Origin of the sequence: Micromonospora sp. NPDC050495 (assembly GCF_040655175.1) — a bacterium.
In the GTDB taxonomy this organism is placed as follows: domain Bacteria; phylum Actinomycetota; class Actinomycetes; order Mycobacteriales; family Micromonosporaceae; genus Micromonospora.
Genome location: NZ_JBFAJK010000014.1, coordinates 83,602 through 100,808, shown reverse-complemented (window position 1 = coordinate 100,808; position 17,207 = coordinate 83,602). Strand labels below are relative to the sequence as shown.

At 71.1% G+C, this 17,207-nt stretch carries 19 protein-coding genes; 11 read left to right on the top strand and 8 right to left on the bottom strand.

The window, feature by feature from the left end; all coding sequences use genetic code 11:
* Positions 1 to 4: 4 nt before the first annotated feature.
* A complete protein-coding gene (locus AB0I11_RS16725; protein WP_357320356.1) occupies positions 5 to 763 on the bottom strand; it encodes a TSUP family transporter in 759 nt (252 codons plus the stop codon).
* 222 nt (positions 764 to 985) lie between these two features.
* Between AB0I11_RS16725 and AB0I11_RS16720 the strand changes: the two genes are divergently transcribed.
* A complete protein-coding gene (locus AB0I11_RS16720; RefSeq protein ID WP_357320353.1) occupies positions 986 to 1,765 on the top strand; it encodes an endonuclease/exonuclease/phosphatase family protein in 780 nt (259 codons plus the stop codon).
* Positions 1,766 to 1,810: 45 nt separating this feature from the next.
* Here the strand turns inward: AB0I11_RS16720 and AB0I11_RS16715 are convergent, their stop codons facing one another.
* The 3 genes from AB0I11_RS16715 to AB0I11_RS16705 form a co-directional block, all read right to left on the bottom strand.
* Entirely contained in the window at positions 1,811 to 2,689 is an 879-nt protein-coding gene (locus AB0I11_RS16715; RefSeq protein ID WP_357320351.1) for a tetrahydrofolate dehydrogenase/cyclohydrolase catalytic domain-containing protein, read from the bottom strand.
* Between the two features lie 92 nt (positions 2,690 to 2,781).
* The gene (locus AB0I11_RS16710) at positions 2,782 to 3,810 is read right to left on the bottom strand and encodes a hypothetical protein (protein WP_357320348.1); all 1,029 of its coding nucleotides are present in this window, start codon (positions 3,808 to 3,810) and stop codon (positions 2,782 to 2,784) included.
* Positions 3,797 to 4,822, bottom strand: coding sequence for a tyrosine-type recombinase/integrase (locus tag AB0I11_RS16705; protein WP_357320345.1), 1,026 nt, complete (start codon positions 4,820 to 4,822; stop codon positions 3,797 to 3,799). The genes AB0I11_RS16710 and AB0I11_RS16705 overlap by 14 nt, the downstream gene beginning before the upstream one ends.
* A 150-nt stretch (positions 4,823 to 4,972) precedes the next feature.
* Here AB0I11_RS16705 and AB0I11_RS16700 point away from each other — a divergent pair, with 150 nt between their 5' ends.
* From AB0I11_RS16700 to AB0I11_RS16660, 9 genes are all read left to right on the top strand, one after another.
* Complete coding sequence (locus AB0I11_RS16700; protein WP_357320342.1) at positions 4,973 to 5,236, top strand: hypothetical protein; 264 nt, start codon at positions 4,973 to 4,975, stop codon at positions 5,234 to 5,236.
* A 581-nt stretch (positions 5,237 to 5,817) separates the two neighbouring features.
* Entirely contained in the window at positions 5,818 to 6,114 is a 297-nt protein-coding gene (locus AB0I11_RS16695) for a peptide-methionine (R)-S-oxide reductase (RefSeq protein WP_357320339.1), read from the top strand.
* Positions 6,111 to 6,617, top strand: coding sequence for a peptide-methionine (S)-S-oxide reductase MsrA (gene msrA, locus AB0I11_RS16690; RefSeq protein ID WP_357320336.1), 507 nt, complete (start codon positions 6,111 to 6,113; stop codon positions 6,615 to 6,617). Before AB0I11_RS16695 ends, msrA begins: the two co-directional genes overlap by 4 nt.
* Before the next feature lie 340 nt (positions 6,618 to 6,957).
* A complete protein-coding gene (locus AB0I11_RS16685; protein WP_357320333.1) occupies positions 6,958 to 7,749 on the top strand; it encodes an isocitrate lyase/phosphoenolpyruvate mutase family protein in 792 nt (263 codons plus the stop codon).
* A gap of 53 nt (positions 7,750 to 7,802) precedes the next feature.
* Positions 7,803 to 8,450 (top strand): nitroreductase family protein, encoded by a 648-nt coding sequence (locus AB0I11_RS16680; protein WP_357320330.1) that lies wholly within the window; start codon positions 7,803 to 7,805, stop codon positions 8,448 to 8,450.
* Positions 8,451 to 8,594: 144 nt separating this feature from the next.
* Positions 8,595 to 8,975: an MmcQ/YjbR family DNA-binding protein gene (locus AB0I11_RS16675; RefSeq protein WP_357320327.1), complete on the top strand. Its 381-nt coding sequence runs from the start codon at positions 8,595 to 8,597 to the stop codon at positions 8,973 to 8,975.
* A gap of 38 nt (positions 8,976 to 9,013) precedes the next feature.
* A complete protein-coding gene (locus AB0I11_RS16670) occupies positions 9,014 to 10,252 on the top strand; it encodes an MFS transporter (RefSeq protein ID WP_357320324.1) in 1,239 nt (412 codons plus the stop codon).
* A 44-nt stretch (positions 10,253 to 10,296) separates the two neighbouring features.
* Positions 10,297 to 10,986, top strand: coding sequence for a GNAT family N-acetyltransferase (locus AB0I11_RS16665; protein WP_357320321.1), 690 nt, complete (start codon positions 10,297 to 10,299; stop codon positions 10,984 to 10,986).
* Positions 10,983 to 11,393 carry a GNAT family N-acetyltransferase gene (locus tag AB0I11_RS16660; protein ID WP_357320318.1) on the top strand — a complete coding sequence of 137 codons (411 nt, stop codon included), beginning with the start codon at positions 10,983 to 10,985 and terminating at the stop codon, positions 11,391 to 11,393. The genes AB0I11_RS16665 and AB0I11_RS16660 overlap by 4 nt, the downstream gene beginning before the upstream one ends.
* A gap of 119 nt (positions 11,394 to 11,512) precedes the next feature.
* Here the strand turns inward: AB0I11_RS16660 and AB0I11_RS16655 are convergent, their stop codons facing one another.
* Entirely contained in the window at positions 11,513 to 11,890 is a 378-nt protein-coding gene (locus AB0I11_RS16655; protein WP_357320315.1) for a nuclear transport factor 2 family protein, read from the bottom strand.
* Positions 11,891 to 11,948: 58 nt separating this feature from the next.
* A complete protein-coding gene (locus AB0I11_RS16650) occupies positions 11,949 to 12,944 on the bottom strand; it encodes a helix-turn-helix domain-containing protein (protein WP_357320313.1) in 996 nt (331 codons plus the stop codon).
* 100 nt (positions 12,945 to 13,044) lie between these two features.
* Here AB0I11_RS16650 and AB0I11_RS16645 point away from each other — a divergent pair, with 100 nt between their 5' ends.
* A complete protein-coding gene (locus AB0I11_RS16645; RefSeq protein ID WP_357320310.1) occupies positions 13,045 to 14,073 on the top strand; it encodes a saccharopine dehydrogenase NADP-binding domain-containing protein in 1,029 nt (342 codons plus the stop codon).
* 152 nt (positions 14,074 to 14,225) lie between these two features.
* On the opposite strand, the gene AB0I11_RS16640 is transcribed toward AB0I11_RS16645, so the two are convergent.
* Together AB0I11_RS16640 and AB0I11_RS16635 are read right to left on the bottom strand one after the other, a co-directional pair.
* Positions 14,226 to 16,619: an excinuclease ABC subunit UvrA gene (locus tag AB0I11_RS16640; RefSeq protein ID WP_357320308.1), complete on the bottom strand. Its 2,394-nt coding sequence runs from the start codon at positions 16,617 to 16,619 to the stop codon at positions 14,226 to 14,228.
* A gap of 61 nt (positions 16,620 to 16,680) precedes the next feature.
* The gene (locus AB0I11_RS16635) at positions 16,681 to 17,130 is read right to left on the bottom strand and encodes a helix-turn-helix transcriptional regulator (RefSeq protein WP_357320305.1); all 450 of its coding nucleotides are present in this window, start codon (positions 17,128 to 17,130) and stop codon (positions 16,681 to 16,683) included.
* Between the last annotated feature and the right edge of the window lie 77 nt (positions 17,131 to 17,207).

Here is a 17,207-nt window from a genome sequence, read left to right as displayed (position 1 = left end):
ACCGTCAGCCCGCCAACCACTGGTCGTAGCCCAACTTGGCCACCAGCGCCGCCACCACCACCAGCAGCACCACCCGCACGAAACCCGAACCCCGCCGCAACGCCATCCGCGCGCCCACCGCCGCCCCCGCCACGTTGCACACCGCCATCGCCGCCCCCAACAGCCACCACACGTGCCCCGTCGCCGCGAACACCACCAGCGCACCCAGGTTCGTACCCGCGTTGACCACCTTCGCCATCGCCGAGGCGTGCACGAAATCCGCCCCCACCAGCGCGGTGAACGCCAACACCAGGAACGTGCCGGTGCCCGGACCGATCAACCCGTCGTACAGGGCGATACCCAACCCCGCCACCGCCACCGCCACGCCCACCCGCGCCGCGGTACGCCGGTGCGGCCGCGACACCACCCCCAACCGCGGCCGGGTCAACACGAACACCGCCACCGACAGCAACACCACCAGCACCACCGGCCGGTACGCACCCGCCGGAACCGCCCCCGCCAACGCCGCACCCAACCCCGCCGTCAGCACCGCCAACCCCGCCGACGGCCCGGCCACCGCCCAGTCCAGCTTCGTACGCCGCGCATACGTCACCGCCGCCGTGGACGTACCGAAGATCGCCGCCAACTTGTTCGTGCCCAACGCCGTGGCCACCGGCACCCCCGGCGCGGCCACCAGCAACGCCGGCAGCAACAACAACCCGCCACCACCGACCACGGCATCCACCCAGCCCGCCAGGGCGGCCGCGGTCAACAGGGTGCTCAACGACAGAGGATCCACGGGCCGCCATTCTGCCCACCCACACCGGCCCACCGAGCCGCCCTGTGGCCAGCCTCACCGCCCCCCACCAGGACGGCGACCCCACTCACCAGCGGCGCCGACGCCGCAACCACAGGCCCAGCCACGCCACCGCCACGAACACCAGCATCGAACAGACCAGCGCCTTCAGCACCCGGCAAGCCTGCCACAGCGACGTAGGGTGTCCAGGTGCGCCTGGCCACCTTCAACCTGCTGCACGGCCGCTCCCTCACCGACGGGCTCGTCGACCCCGACCGGCTCGCCGCCGCCGTCACCACCCTCGACGCCGACGTCCTCGCCCTGCAGGAAGTCGACCGGGACCAGTCCCGCAGCGGCAACCTCGACCTCACCGCCATCGCCGCCCGCGCCCTCGACGCCCCCGAACACCGCTTCGCCGCCGCCGTCGTCGGCACCCCCGGCGAACGATTCCGCCCCCTCACCCACGACGACGACGGACACGGCGAACCCCTCTACGGCGTCGGCCTGGTCAGCCGCCACCCCGTCCGCACCTGGCAGGTCACCCGACTGCGCCCCGCCCCGGTCCGCTCACCCATCTACGCCCCCGGCCCCCGCGGGGGACTGGTCCTGCTGCGCGACGAACCCCGCGTCGTCCTCGCCGCCGTGCTCGACACCCCGCACGGCCCACTCACCGTCGCCGCCACCCACCTGTCCTTCGTCCCCGGCTGGAACATGCTGCAACTACGCCGCGTCGTGCGCGCCCTGCGCGCCCTGCCCGCCCCACGCATCCTCCTGGGCGACCTCAACCTCCCCGCCGGCGCCGCCCGCCTGCTCACCGGCTGGCGGCCACTCGGCCGCCGCCCCACCTACCCGGCCGGACAGCCCCGCGTCCAACTCGACCACGTCCTCGCCGACCGCCGCGGCCTCGACCGACTGCCACCCGTCACCGCCGTACACACCCCGCTGTCGACCATCTCCGACCACCGGCCCCTCATCGTCGACCTCGGCTGACGGCACCACGGGACCCACCCGGGCCGGCCCCGTGGCCCCGCCACCTCACCCCAACCCGGACGCCCGCTGCGCCGCCCGCACCGCGTTCCGGAACAACATCGCCACCGTCGTCGGACCCACCCCACCGACCCGCGGCGTGATCGCCCCCGCCACCTCGGCACACGACTCGTCCACGTCCGGCAACAACCGCCGCCCCTCGTACCGCACCCCACCACCGACCACCACCGCACCCGGACGCACATGCTCCGGCTGGACGATCCCCGGCACCCCCGCCGCCGCCACCAGGATCTCCGCCCGCCGCGTGTACCGCGGCCAGTCCGCCACCCCGGTGTGCACCACCGTCACCGCCGCGTTCGCCGTCGGCCGCTTCTGCGCCAACAACATCGCCAACGGCCGACCCAACGTCGCACCCCGACCCAGGATCACCACCTCACGCCCCGACACCGGCACCCCGTGAAACGCCAGCAACGCCTCGATCCCCGCCGGCGTACACGGCAACGGACCCGGCAGACCCAACGCCAGACGCCCCATGTTCACCGGGTGCATCCCGTCGACGTCCTTGTCCGGATCCAGCACGGCCAACGCCCGGTCATAGTCCAGGTGCCCCGGAATCGGATACTGCACCAGCACCCCGTGCACACCCTTGTCGGCGTTGAAATCCTCCAGCACCGCGTGCAGATCCGCCTGCGACGCCGACCCCGGCAGATGCACATGCGGCGACGCGAACCCCAACTCGGCCGCCTGCCGCTGCTTGATCCGGATGTACCCGGCGCTCGCGTCGTCGTCACCCACCAGCACCGTCGCCAGCGCCGGCGTCACCCCCGACGCCCGCAACCCGGCCACCGCCTCCGCGACCTCCGCCAGTACCTGCTCCGCCACCGGCCCACCCGGCAACAACCGGGCCGTCGTACCCGAAGAAGACATGCCACACCCCCCGCGGAGGCCCAGGCGGTCGACCCCCACGACGAGCTCCCCGATGGTTGCTGCCATCCCCGTGCCGCCAGTCGCGTCCGCCCTCAGCCTGCCACAGCCCGCCGCGCCACCGCATCCGCCACCACCTGCCACCGCGGCAACGACCCCAGCAGCGCATCCGCCCGCCGCCGCCGCGCCACCGCCGACCCCACCCCCAGATCCGCCACCGCCGCCGCGAACCGCGGCCGCAACACCCGCTCCCGCCCCGGCGCCACCGCCGCCAACACCGCATGACACCGCGCGTACGTCACCACGATCCAGAACATCGCCTCCCGGTGCGCGCCCGCACCGATCAGCTCCGCGCTACCGTCCACCACCACCGGCCGCCCCGCCGCACTCAGATCCGCCCGGAACGCGAACCCGGTACCCGCCGCCACCCGCGCCGCCTCGTCGAACGTCCCCGCCAACCCCGCCAGGTGCTCCCGCACCCGACCCGCACCCACCCCGCCCCCGTCCAACGACGCCAGCAACTCCTCGTACCGGTCGGCGAACCCGTACCCGGCCAACACCTCCCGCGCCCGCACGTACCGCCGCCGCACCGTCGGATCCCGCAACCCCGCCACCACCGGCAGCAACGCCAACACCGACGTCGGGAACACCCACGCCAACACCTGACCGTGCAACGGCCCGTCGCCGTCCAACCGGGCCAACCCCTCCTCGACGCGCCGCCGCACCCCGGCCACCCGCCGCCGCACCCACACCGGATCCGCGAAGCCCGCCGACACCCGCTCCCGCAGCACCGCCAGCCGCCCCGTCGGATCCACGATCACCGAATCGGTACGGAAGAACGGCGCGAACACCCACGACCCCAGCACGTCCTGCGGCGAACCCAGCTCACCCCAGCCGACCGTACTGACCTCCAGCAGCACCCCCCGATGCCGGAACTTGCCCAGCTTCCCGCCCGGACCGTCCCGCACCAGCAACACGTCCACATCCGACGACTCCGGCAGCACCGCGTCATCCGGCAACCCCACCGTCGAACCCGAGAAGAACGCCCCCTCGATCCCGCCGTCCCGGCGGGCCCGCTCCCGCACCCAGTCGACCGCCACCGCCCGCGCCTCACCCACCCGCACCCACCCATCCTGCCCGCTCAGCACCGAACAGCAGCTTCGCCAACGCCTGATTGGTCCGGTTCGACCGCACCGCCGCGCGCTGCTGACCCGCTGTCACCTCGATGTACGTCTGCGACGACGCCAACGACGCGTGCCCCAGCAACCGCATGATCTCCGCCGCGCTCGCCCCGTCCTCGGCCAACCGGGTGGCGAACGTGTGCCGCAACGCGTGCAGCCGCGCCCCCTTCGGCACCCGGTCACCGATGCCCGCCCGCCGGTAGCACGACTCCACCAGGTACTGCAGGCCACCCCGGCGCAGCGGCTCACCCCGCCGGTCCACCAGCAACGGCGAGTCCGGGCGTACGCTGCGCGCCCCGAAACGCCGCCGCCGGCTCTCCACATACTCCGCGAGCACCCGGTCCACCCCGGCCTCGATCGGCACCGTACGCGGGCGCCCGCCCTTGCCGGCCACGTCCACCCGCCGCTCACCGTCCCGGCCGGCCACCGACGACACCCGCAGCGCCAACAACTCGGACAGGCGCAGCCCGGCACAGAGCGCCAGGGCCAGCACCGCCAGGTCCCGCTCCGGCCACGGGTCCCGCTGCCGGCCCGGCTCGCGCGCGACGGCGGCCAGCAGTTCCTCCGGCGTGTCCTCGCCGCGCAGCGGCTTCGGGCGGGGGAGCGGCGCGCGCGGCCGGCCCACCGCCGGCATCGGATTCCCGGCTACGACGCCCTCGGCGACCAGGAACGTGAAGAAGCTGTTCCAGGTGGACCAGGCCCGGTGCACCGACGCGATGGCGCGGGGCACCGCGAACCGGGCGAACGCCCGCCGCATGACCTGGGGGGAGAGGGCGGTGATCGGCACCTGGTCGAGGGGGAGGGGAGTGGTGCCGTCCGGCCCGGTCAGCGCCGCGACGATGGTCAGGTCCCGCCGGTACGCCGCGAGGGTGTGCGGGGAGGGCTTGCGGGTGGCCCGGTCGGTCAGGAACTCCTCGATCAACCTGGCTACCGAGCCGCCCACGATATCGTGCATAAGGGATATTATGCACGAATATTCATATTTACGTGAGGGTAGGTGGCAGGGGAGCGGTCACAACCGGTAGAACCGGCGCTGTGATCACGTTGCGGCCGGGCGTCGAGGCGGTAACCGGAGGATGACTGACGCTGCGGCCCGGAGGTCGAGGTGTGCGGCGCGCTGATCCGCGTATGGCAGCACGGCGGCCCGCGCCGGAGCGGACCGGTTGTCGAGTTCGCGCGGGCCGACCTGCCGGGACTGCTGACGCGCGTCCACGCCGACCTCGTGGGATTTCTCGACCGGCTCGACGCGTGGACGCGCACCGCCAGCCTGGACGCGAGAGGGGCGGCTCTCGTCGCGGCCATCGACCGGGACTTCCAGATCTCCGCCCCGCTGATCCTGCCGGAGGAGGGTCGGTTCCTGGTTACTTGACATAATGTACATTATCGAATCAGTTGTAGGCCGCCTGCTCACTGCCGGCGTGCGGCACGGCACATCCATCTCGGGTCCCTGCTCAAATCGGCACCGTGCAACGGATGTCGAGGATTCGACGGCGCCGTCCGGCCTCCACGGGTCCGCTGTGGCGCGGCTTGCGCGCCGAGTCTCCGGCCCCGGCGGGCCGGACCCAGTCGGAGGCGCTCTCCGGGCGGGCCGCGCTCGTCCCGCCGCTCTCCATCGTCGGCCACTCCCCCTGTGGCGACGTCGCGCCCGCCTCGCCTCGTCCTTCGGCCGCTGCTCGAGCCGGCATCCAGATGGCGCGGGCGTGGCTGACGATCTCGTCGTCGTCGTTCCGGGGCCGGGCGGGTCGGACGTCGCCAATCTGCTCGCGGTATAACTGGTCTAGCGAGTCCATTATTGATGTCAGGCGGATGCTATGCTCATGGTGATGCTGCTAGGCTCACCTGCTGCCACTGCGTAGGCGGCGGGCGGTTGCGGACGATCTTCGACGGACCGTATGGTCCATCTAGCGGAGGTCCTTGCGGGAATGCAACCGGCCCGTAGGGCGTCTGTACATGTGCCACGCCGGTGCCGTACTGGCTGGTCGAGCTTCACCGAAGCCGATCGCCACGACAAGCGTCACCGAGGGCGAAGACTCTGGCCGCCGGATGATCAGGACTGAGGCCTGCTCCCTGCGCGGAGACAGCCACCTCGGCCACGTCTTCACCGACGGTCCCCCGGACAAGGGGTGGACTGCGTTACCGCATCGACTCCGCGTCGTCGCGGTTGCTCCACCTCGACGACCTGCAGGCCACGGCGAATACCGGGCCTGTCCACGAGTGACACCGACAACACCTAAGGGGACGACGTGACCACCGAGAGGGCGATCCTGGCCGGCGGCTGCTTCTGGGGCATGGAGGAGTTGTTCCGGCACCAGCCCGGCGTCGTGTCCACGCGCGTCGGTTACAGCGGCGGTGACGTGCCGAACGCCACCTACCGCAACCACGGCAGCCACGCGGAGTCGATCGAGGTGGTCTACGACACCGAGAAGACCGACTTCCGGGCTCTGCTCGAGTTCTTCTTCCAGGTCCACGACCCGTCGACGAGGAACCGCCAGGGCAACGACATCGGCACCAGCTACCGCTCGGCGATCTTCTACACCAGCGACGAGCAGAAGCGGGTCGCCGAGGACACCATCGCCGACGTCGACGCCTCGGGCCTGTGGCCCGGCAGGGTCGTCACCGAGGTCACCCCGGCGGGCGACTTCTGGCAGGCCGAGCCCGAGCACCAGAACTACCTGCAGACCTACCCGCACGGCTACACCTGCCACTTCCCCCGCCCCGGCTGGAAGCTCCCGAAGCGGACGACGGCCTGACCCCGGGTCCGCGCGCCGGCCCCGGGCCGACGTGAGTCGGACCAGGACGGCTGCGCGCGCAAGCGCTTGTCAACGAACGTCGACGCGCTGGTCTCCGGCGCGCTGCTCACCATGCGCGGCTCATGTGCGGCAGCGCCGGCACGGCGGGGACGAGATCCCGACTCTGCCGACGCACTGCCTCGACGACGTGCACCTGACCGGCGTCGATGTTCCGGCCCCCCGATCTCGCATCAGCGCTCAGCGAACTCGCGAGAACAGCGGCTCGGCCGGTCGACCCCTCGCCCTGATCGACCGCACTGGAAGGAACGACATGCCCGGTTCTGAGCTCTACGAGACGTTCATGGCACTGCACACCCGAGACGGGGGCCTCGTCATGCCGAACGCCTGGGACGGCGTGTCGGCATTGGTGCTGGCGGCTGCCGGCTTCGAGGCCATTGGCACGTCGTCGGCGGCCCTGGCGGCCACGCTCGGCCGCGTCGACGGACGCCACAGCATCACCCGTGACGAGCATCTCGACCACGCGCGGTTGCTCGGCCGGGTCACGGGGTTGCCCGTCAACGGTGACTTCGAGGACGGCTACGGCGTCACCGCCGAGGACGTCGCCGTGACGGTGCACCGTGCCGTCGCGAACGCGCTGGCCGGCATCGGAATCGAGGACACCACCGGGAATCCCGACGACCCGATCCGCGACTTCGACGACGCGGTGGGACGGGTTCGCCGTGCGGTCGCCGCGGCGAAGCGACGCATCGTCGTCACCGCTCGCACGGACAACTTCATCCAGGGGCGGCCCGACCTCGATGACACTATCCGGCGGCTGACGGCGTTCGCCGAGGTCGGCGCCGACGTGCTGTACGCGCCGTTCCCGCCCGACCTGGAGTCCCTGGTCGCGATCGTCACCGCCGTCGCGCCGACACCCGTGAACGTTCTCATCTCACCGGCGGACCAGGTGCTGACCGTCTCTGACCTGCAGAAGGCCGGGGTCAAGCGGATCAGCCTGGGTCCTGCGCTCTACACGCATGCGATGGGTGCGCTCGAACAGGCGGCCATCGCACTCAAGGCCGGCGACATCGCCTCGGCCACGACAGGCATCAGCTTCGACCGGGTGAGTGAACTCCTCGCGCGCAGGCCGTAGCCGAATCCGGCTTCCACCATCGACAACCCGTCACGCACAGAAAGCACGATGACATGGATCTCGACAAGCTCATGAGCAAGCACCTCAGCCGGTATTTCGACGGCAGCAGGACGATCCCGGAGGAGACTCTTCAGCAGCTGCTGAGGTTCCTGCGCTCGGCTCCCACGTCGACGAACATCCAGCCGAATCACTTCTACGTCGTGTCCACCCAGGAGGGCAAGGAGCGGCTGGCGACCAACCTCGGCGAGCGGTTCCAGGACAACGCCGAGAAGATCCTCAAGGCCTCGCACACCATCATCCTCACCACTCGGGCCGATGTGCCCGAGGACCACCTCGAAGCGGTGTTCGCCAAGGAGCGGGCCGACGGCCGGTTCGCCGACGCGGCCAAGCACGAGCGGTGGGAGTCGATGACCCGTGATTTCGTGAGCCTGCGCAAGTACAGCTACAAGGACACGTACCACTGGATGGAGAAGCAGACCTACATGGTGATGGGTCTGACGATGATGGCCGCCGCCGAGCTCGGCGTCGAGGCCATGCCGCTCGAAGGGTTCGACCCGGTCACCGTGGACAGGGCCTTCGACATCCGCGCGACCGGATACACCACCACCGTGCTGCTCGCGCTCGGCTACCCCGACGAGGCGAAGCAGTACAAGACCCCGGTGTCGCGGTTCGAGCCCGAGCGTCTGTTCACCTTCGCCTGAGCGGCCCGGGCGGCGAACGGTCGCGGTGCGGGTGGTCCGGATACCACCCCGGTGTCCGCACCAGACCGCGCCTTGCCGGGCCGCCGCCTCGGCTCGACCGCCCGTATGAAACCTATGAGACAGACCCGGGAGGGTTGATCAGCGATGGACGGACAGGAACTCCAGAAGGTCGCGAACGAGTACGCGACAGGGCTGCCGGACGTGACGTTCGAGCACCGTGTCGGCCCGAACTGGGAGCTGTACAAGGTGGGCGGCAAGGTCTTCATGCTCATGACCGACCTGCCGGGACACCCCGTCGTGATCCTGAAGGCCGATCCGGACGAGGCCGTCGGGCTGCGCGAGCGGTACGCGGAGATCACGGCCGGCTACCACATGGACAAGAAGCACTGGATCGCGGCAGCGGGTGGGTCCAGCCTCGACGAGAACCTGGTGAGGGAACTGGTCACCGACTCCTATCGGCTCGTGGTCGACAAACTCCCGAAGTCCAGGCGGCCCGTGGATCCGGGCCCGGACCCGGTCGCCTGACACCCGCAATCGCCAGAACCACAGGAAGGCGTGGCTTGATGCTCGACACGGCGCCGGTGACCGACGTGGCCGGCCGGGGCGGAATGCTCCGGCTGGCCTTCATATCCGCGGTGGTCTCCCTGGTGGCCGCGTTCGCCGCGGTGGGCTCGACGATCCCGCTGTTCAACATCTATCGGGCCGAGGACGGGTTCACCAACGCCGGCATCTCGATGACCGTCGTCGCGTACTCGGTCGCCACGCTGGCCACGCTGGTGCTGCTGGGGAGGCTGTCCGATCATCTGGGTCGACGGCCCACCTCGATCGCCAGTCTCGTCCTGCTCCTGTTGGGCTGTGTGCTGCTGTTGAGCGTGCACGACATCGGCACTCTGATCACCGGCCGTCTCCTGATGGGTCTTGGTGCCGGGCTGGCCAGTAGCAGCCTCACGGCGTACATCGTCGATGCCGCGCCCGCCAGGCCGGCCTGGGTGGCCTCTGTCGCCTCCAGCCAGACGGTCATGCTTGGCCTCGCCGTCGGCGCCGTCGCCTCCGGGGCCCTGGTTCAGTTCGGGCCGTGGCCACGCGACCTGGTCTTCCTGGTGGTCATCGGCCTTCTCCTGGTGTCCGTCGGTCTGCTTGCCGTCAGTCCGGAGACCGTGGCGCGGATGCCGGGTGCTTGGCGATCGCTGCGACCCCGCGTCCACGTGCCGGCCCGGGTCAGGCATCTGCTCCCCGTCGCGGCGGCGGTGTTCCTGGCCACCTGGGCGGCCGGGGCCTTCTATCAGGCGTTCGTGCCGGCGCTGGTCGAGGATCAGCTGCACACCAGCAGCCCGCTCATCGTCGGGTTGGTGTTCGCCGCCTACCTGGCTCCCGGTGTTCTCGGCGCTCCCCTCGGCGGCCGGTTCACCACGACGGCAGCCCAACGTCTCGGCATGGTCGCCTTCCTGGCCGGAATGATCGGCATCAGCACCGCGATCGCCACCGGCGCACTGGCGCTGTTCGTCGCCGCGACGATCGTCGCCGGTGCCGCGCAAGGGATCGCCGTCAGCGCCGCCACCCGCGCTCTGCTGCACGGAAGCACGCCGGCCGACCGGGCATCGATCTTCAGCGTGATCTATCTACTCTGCTACAGCTGCGCCACGGTCCCGGCCCTCATCGCCGGCGAGCTTTCCCACACCTTCTCGCTGCCGCAGATCGCGCTCGGCTACGGGGCTCTTGCCCTCGTCGCGACCCTGTTCACCGGCATCGCCCTGCGCGGCGCGCAGACCGACACGGCCGGGAGCGGCCGGCATGGTGGGTAGTCATGGGACGACGAACCAGATCGCCATCCAGAGCTCAGCGGGCCGTGGGCTGGGCGCTGACCGTCTTCGTCGCCGCCGATCGATGGCCGGGTGGATCGGCGCGCTGGCGTCGCGCTTTCAACGCGACCGAGCGCGTCAAGGGGAAAGACGATCATCATCCGGGTACGCCCACGAGAACGCGGCACGCCGGGACGCAGGCGGGCCGATCCGATGACCATCAACGAAGGGACACCCACATGACCAGCTCAGCCGAGCCGACCCGTAACGCCTCCGAGCACCCCGACGAGGCCGTGCACCCCGACGGGAAAGGCACCCTCAGCCAGGACCAGGCCGTCGTCATCGACGAGGTCCTCGATGATCCCCACGCCCCCGCATTCGACTTCACCGTCGTCAAGGACGAGGAGAAGGGCATCTACGACGCCGTCGCCGGCGACCGCGAGATCGGCGGGCTGACCTACAACGTCGCCGGCGACGACCGACTCGTGCTGCTGGCCGCCCTGGTGTACCCGGAGTTCCGCAAGAAGGGCATCGCCACCGAACTGATCCGACGGGTGCTGGACGACGTGCGCGCGCAAGGCAAGACCGTCACCATCCTGTGCCCGATCGTGCGCACCTTCATCGAGCATTACCCCGAGTACGCCGACCTCGTCGATCCGGAGCACCCGGGAGTGACCAAAGGGTTCACGCCGGTCCTGAACCCCGGTGTCAGCTCGCCGAAGGGGGCGCGACGATGACGATCGATCGTGAGGTCGGGGCGGCCGCCCGTGCGGAGAACAACGCGGCGATCATCGCGGCTCTGGGCGGGTCAGGTCTCGGCGAGAAGGAATCCAGCTGGGAGCTCGATGTCATCAACGACGCGGAGCACGGGCGATGGGTCGCCGTCCTCGGTGCCGAAGCGATCGCCGAGCTGTCGTACCGGTTCGTGGGCGGCCGGGTCGTTCTGCTGACGACCTGGGTCGATCCCGCCTACCGCAACCATCGGGTAGCCACGGAACTCGTCTCTCGCGTGCTGGACGAGATCCGCGAGAGCGGGAAGAAGATCACGATCATTTGCCCGGTCGTGGGTGAGTTCATCGCCCGCCACCCGGAGTACACCGACCTCATCGACAAGGTTCATCCCGGCTCCGGCGCCCGGCGCTGAACACGGCCGGATCACGGTGGTGATCCGGGACGAGGGACCGGATCACCGCACGGGCCGGCAGGGGCGGCCGTGCGGGCGCCCGCCCGCGTTGGCGCCCGCACCTGGTCGGTTACGCCCGCTCAGACCCGCTGCACGTAGGCGGCCCGCCACTGCGGCGACGGGTCCGAGCCCAGACACGTCCAGTACTCGCGACCGTCGACGATCTTCCCGTCCCGTACGGTCCAGAACGAGGCGACCCGGTGGACTCCCATGGTGTCGTGCGGGACCTCCACCTCGGAGACCACCACCTCGCCGTCTGCGACGATCCGGAGCACTCTGATCGTCCACCCCTCCGGATACTCCGCATTGATCATTACGTAGTTCTCGCGGCCCACGATCCGCTCCGCGCTGACCGGCCACTCCACCACCAGGTCGTCCGCCAGCAACTCACCGAGGCCGGGCCAGTCCCGGGCCTGCATGCGGTCCCACAACTGTTGAACGATCTTTGTCGGCTCCATGGGCGCATCCTGGCAGGGGCCACTGACAAGACACCCGCGAGCAACCGCACCAGGAACATCACCCCGCGGGGCGGGGGTGGGGTGGTCCGCTGCCGTCCGGGCCGGGGCGGGTCCGCGAGCGGAAGGTACGGCGGTAGGTGTCCGGGGGTACGCCGACCGTGCGGTTGAAGTGCCGGCGCAGGGTGGTGGCGGTGCCCATGCCGGTTGCCGCCGCGATGGTGTCGATGCTGTCGTCGCTGGTCTCCAGCAGTTCCTGGGCGTGGCGGATCCGCTGGGTGAGCAGCCATTGCAGCGGGGTGGTGCCGGTCACCGACCTGAAGTGGCGGCCCAGGTTGCGGGAACTCATCCGGGCCTGGCGGGCCAGGTCCTCGACGGTCAGCGGGTGGTCCAGCCGCTGCATCACCCAGGGGAACAGGTCGGCGAGCGGGTGGTGGTCCGGGGCGGGCACCGGTGTGGTGACGAACTGGGCCTGGCCGCCGTCGCGGTGCGGCGGCACGACCAGGCGACGGGCGACCGCGTTGGCGACCGAGGAGCCGTGATCGAGGCGGACCAGGTGCAGGCACAGGTCCATGGCGGCGGCCTTGCCGGCGGAGGTGAGCACGCGGCCGTTGTCGACGTACAGGACGTCCGGGTCCACCTGTACGCGGGGATAGCGGGTGGCGAGGTCACGGGCGTGGGCCCAGTGGGTGGTGGCGCGCTTTCCGTCGAGCAGCCCGGCGGCGGCGAGCACGAACGCGCCGGTGCAGAGGGAGGCGACCCGGGCGCCGGCGTCATGGGCGGCGCGGACGGCGTCGACCAGGTCGGCGGGTGGGGCGACGTCGACGTCGACCCAGCCGGGGACGATCACGGTGTCGGCGCGCGGGAGATGGTCGAGGCCGTGGTCCGGTTCCACCCGGAATCGGCCGGCGCGCACCTGGCCCGGGCCGCAGACGACGAGGCGGTACCAGTGGTCGACGATGCCGGCGGCGGTGAGGTCGGCGCCGAAGACCTCGTAGGCCAGGGAGAGTTCGAAGTGCAGCATGCCGTCGGTGACGGCCAGCGCGACGGTGTCCACGTCCGGAATTGTATGGGCGATGGCGTTCCGGACACTCGTGGGGATCGTTGCGGGCCGCGAGGATGGTGGGGACGGGTTGGCCTGAGCACAGGAGAAGACGATGACTTCGGGGCTTGCGGTGGCGGTGTTCGGCGCGTACGGACACACCGGGCGGTTCGTGGTGACGCGGTTACGGGAACGCGGGTTCGTGCCGGTGCTGAGCGGACGAGACGCCGACAAGCTGAAGGCGCTGGCGTACGAGTGCGGGCTGGAGGCCCGCCCGGCGTCGGTGGACGACCCGGCGGCGCTGGACCGGGCGCTGGCCGGCACGTCGGCCGTGGTCAACTGCGCCGGGCCGTTCGCGACGACGGCCGCGCCGCTGATCGAGGCGGCGCTGCGGGCCGGCATCCCGTACGTGGATGTGGCGGCCGAGATCGAGGCGAACCTCGACACGTTCGCGCACTTCGGCGAGCGGGCGCGGGCCGCCGCGGCGGTGATCGTGCCGGCGATGGCCTTCTACGGCGGTCTGGGCGATCTGCTCGCCACCGCCGCGCTGGGCGACTGGACGGCGGCCGACGAGGCGCACGTGGCGTACGGGCTGAGCAGTTGGCACCCGACGGCGGGGACGCGGGCTGCGGGCGCGGTTTCCCGGCAGCGCCGCGACGGGCGGCGCGTCCGGTACGCCGGCGGCCGGCTGGAGTACCGCGACGACGCGGCGCCGACGCTGCAATGGTCCTTCCCCGACCCGCTGGGTTCCCGGGCCGTCATCGGGGAGTTCTCGATGGCCGACGTGGTCACCATTCCCAGTCACCTGGCCATCCCCGAGGTGCGGACCTACATGACGGTGGAGGCGGCCCGGGACCTCGCGGCCCCGGACACGCCGGGGCCGGCGCCGGCCGACGAGAGTGGGCGGTCCGCGCAGACGTTCCTGGTCGACGTGGTGGTGCGCGCCAGCGGCCGGGAACGGCGGGCGGTGGCGTCGGGGCAGGACATCTACGCCGTCACGGCGCCGCTGGTGGTGGAGGCGGTCGAGCGCATCCTCACCGGGCGGACCAGGACGGTCGGGGTCGCCTCCGCCGGGGAGATCTTCGACGCGGCCGACTTCCTGCGGGCGCTGTCGCCGGCCGTGTCGGTGGACCTGCGTCCGTAGCGCGGTGTGCCGGGGGCGGGCTTCGCGGGGCAGGTGAGCCGCTCCCCCGGCCGTGCCGGTGCGGGTGGCTCCCGATCGCGCCGGGTGTGCGGGATCGCCCGCCGGTAGCCGGGTGTGCGGCGCCCCGGAAGGGCGCCGCACACCCGCTCGTCTCAGGCGCGGTTGCCGACGTAGGCCGCGAGGTGTTCGCCGGTGAGGGTGGCGCGGGTGGCGACGAGGTCGGCCGGGGTGCCTTCGAAGACGACCCGACCGCCGTCGTGGCCCGCGCCGGGGCCGAGGTCGATGATCCAGTCGGCGTGCGCCATGACGGCCTGGTGGTGCTCGATGACGATGACCGACTTGCCGGCGTCGACGAGGCGGTCGAGCAGGCCGAGCAGTTGCTCGACGTCGGCGAGGTGCAGGCCGGTGGTGGGTTCGTCGAGGACGTAGACGCCGCCCTTGTCGGCCATCCGGGTGGCCAGCTTGAGCCGTTGCCGTTCGCCGCCGGAGAGGGTGGTGAGGGGCTGGCCGAGCCGCAGGTACCCGAGCCCGACGTCGGCGAGCCGGTTGAGGATGGTGTGTGCGGTGGGGGTGCGGGCCTCGCCGTCGGCGAAGAACTCCTCGGCCTCGGTCACCGACATGGCGAGGACCTCGCTGATGTCGCGGCCGCCGAGGCGGTAGTCCAGCACGGAGGCCTGGAACCGCCTGCCCTCGCACTCCTCGCAGGTGGTGGCGACGCCGGCCATCATGGCCAGGTCGGTGTAGATGACGCCGGCGCCGTTGCAGGTCGGGCAGGCGCCCTCGGAGTTGGGGCTGAACAGGGCGGGCTTGACGCCGTTGGCCTTGGCGAAGGCCTTGCGGACGGGCTCGAGCAGGCCGGTGTAGGTGGCCGGGTTGCTGCGGCGGGAGCCGCGGATCGCGGTCTGGTCGACCGACACGACGCCGTCGCGGCCGGCGACCGAGCCGTGGATCAGGGAACTCTTGCCGGATCCGGCGACGCCGGTGACGACGACGAGCACGCCGAGGGGGATGTCGACGTCGACGTCGCGCAGGTTGTGGGTGTTGGCGCCGCGTACCTCGAGCACGCCGGAGGGGGTGCGTACCGAGGGTTTGAGGGCGGCCCGGTCGTCGAGGTGCCGGCCGGTGCGGGTGCCGCTGGCGCGTAGGCCCTCGATGGTGCCCTCGAAGACGACGTCGCCGCCTTCGGTGCCGGCGGCGGGGCCGAGGTCGACGAGGTGGTCGGCGATAGCCATGACTTCCGGTTTGTGTTCGACCACGAGGACGGTGTTGCCCTTGTCGCGCAGGCGCAGCAGCAGGTCGTTCATCCGCTGGATGTCGTGCGGGTGCAGGCCGATGGTGGGTTCGTCGAAGACGTAGGTGACGTCGGTGAGCGCGGAGCCGAGATGGCGGATCATCTTGGTGCGCTGGGCCTCGCCGCCGGAGAGGGTGCCGGAGGGCCGGTCGAGGGAGAGGTAGCCGAGTCCGATCTCGACGAACGAGTCGAGCAGGTGTCGCAGGCCGGTGAGCAGCGGGGCCACGGAGGGTTCGTCGAGGCCGCGGACCCAGTCGGCGAGGTCGCTGATCTGCATGGCGCAGGCGTCGGCGATGTTGATGCCCTTGATCTTCGAGGAGCGGGCGGTCTCGTTGAGCCGGGTGCCGGCGCAGTCCGGGCAGGTCGTGAAGGTCACGGCCCGCTCCACGAAGGCGCGGATGTGTGGTTGCAGGGTGTCGACGTCCTTGGCCAGGAACGACTTCTGGATCTTGGGGATCAGTCCCTCGTACGTCAGGTTGATGCCCTCGACCTTGATCTTGGTCGGTTCCTTGTGGAGCAGGTCGTGCAGTTCCTTCTTGGTGTAGGCGCGGATCGGCTTGTCCGGGTCGAAGAAGCCGCAGCCACGGAAGATGCGCCCGTACCAGCCGTCCATGCTGTAGCCGGGGATGGTCAGCGCGCCCTCGTTGAGCGAGAGGCTGTCGTCGTAGAGCGCGGAGAGGTCGAAGTCGGTGACCGAGCCCATGCCCTCGCAGCGGGGGCACATGCCGCCGGTGAGGGTGAAGCTGCGCCGCTCCTTGACGGTCTTGCCGCCGCGCTCGACGGTGACCGCGCCGGCCCCGCTCATCGAGGCGACGTTGAAGGAGAACGCCTGGGCCGAGCCGATGTGCGGCTGGCCGAGGCGGCTGAACACGATCCGCAGCATGGCGTTGGCGTCGGTGGCGGTGCCGACCGTGGAGCGGGCGTTGGCGCCCATCCGTTCCTGGTCCACGATGATCGCGGTGGTGAGGCCGTCGAGGACGTCGACCTCGGGCCGGGCCAGCGTCGGCATGAAGCCCTGGACGAACGCGCTGTAGGTCTCGTTGATCATCCGCTGGGACTCGGCGGCGATGGTGCCGAACACCAGCGAGCTCTTGCCCGAGCCGGAGACCCCGGTGAAGACCGTGAGCCGGCGCTTGGGGATCTCGACGCTGATGTCCTTGAGGTTGTTCACCCGTGCGCCCTGCACGCGGATCAGGTCGTGGCTGTCGGCGGCGTGCCGGGCGGGCGACGGCTCGGTCCTCGTGGCGCTGCTCATTGCGGTCTCCCTGGGTGCGGCGGGCCTGCGGCGTCCCGGGCGGGGCCCGGACGGTCCGGGGTCAGGCTAGTCGCGGCCCCGCAGCCTGCGCTTCTCGATTCCTGACCGGCCGGGTGACCTGCTTGGCCAGGCACGCCGGCAGGCCGGCGGTGGCGCGGGCGGCCTCGTCGCGGTAGACGGAGGGCGGCACGCCGACCAGCTCGCTGAACCGGGTGCTGAACGTGCCCAGCGAGGAGCAGCCGACCGCGAAGCAGACCTCCGTGACGCTCAGGTCACCGCGGCGCAGCAACGCCATGGCGCGCTCGATGCGCCGGGTCATCAGGTACGAGTACGGGGACTCCCCGTAGGCGGCGCGGAACTGGCGGCTGAGGTGCCCGGCGGACATGTGCACCCCGCGGGCGAGCGCCTCGACGTCCAGCGGCTGCGCGTACTCCCGGTCGATCCGGTCGCGGACCCGGCGCAGCCGCGCGAGGTCGTGCAGGCGCTGCTCGGCGTCGGGTTTGCTGGTCACCTTCGTGATCGTGCCACGGCGCGCCCGGGTTGCCCACCACCGGGCGGGCCGCGTCCGCCGTCGTGTCCGGCGTGCGG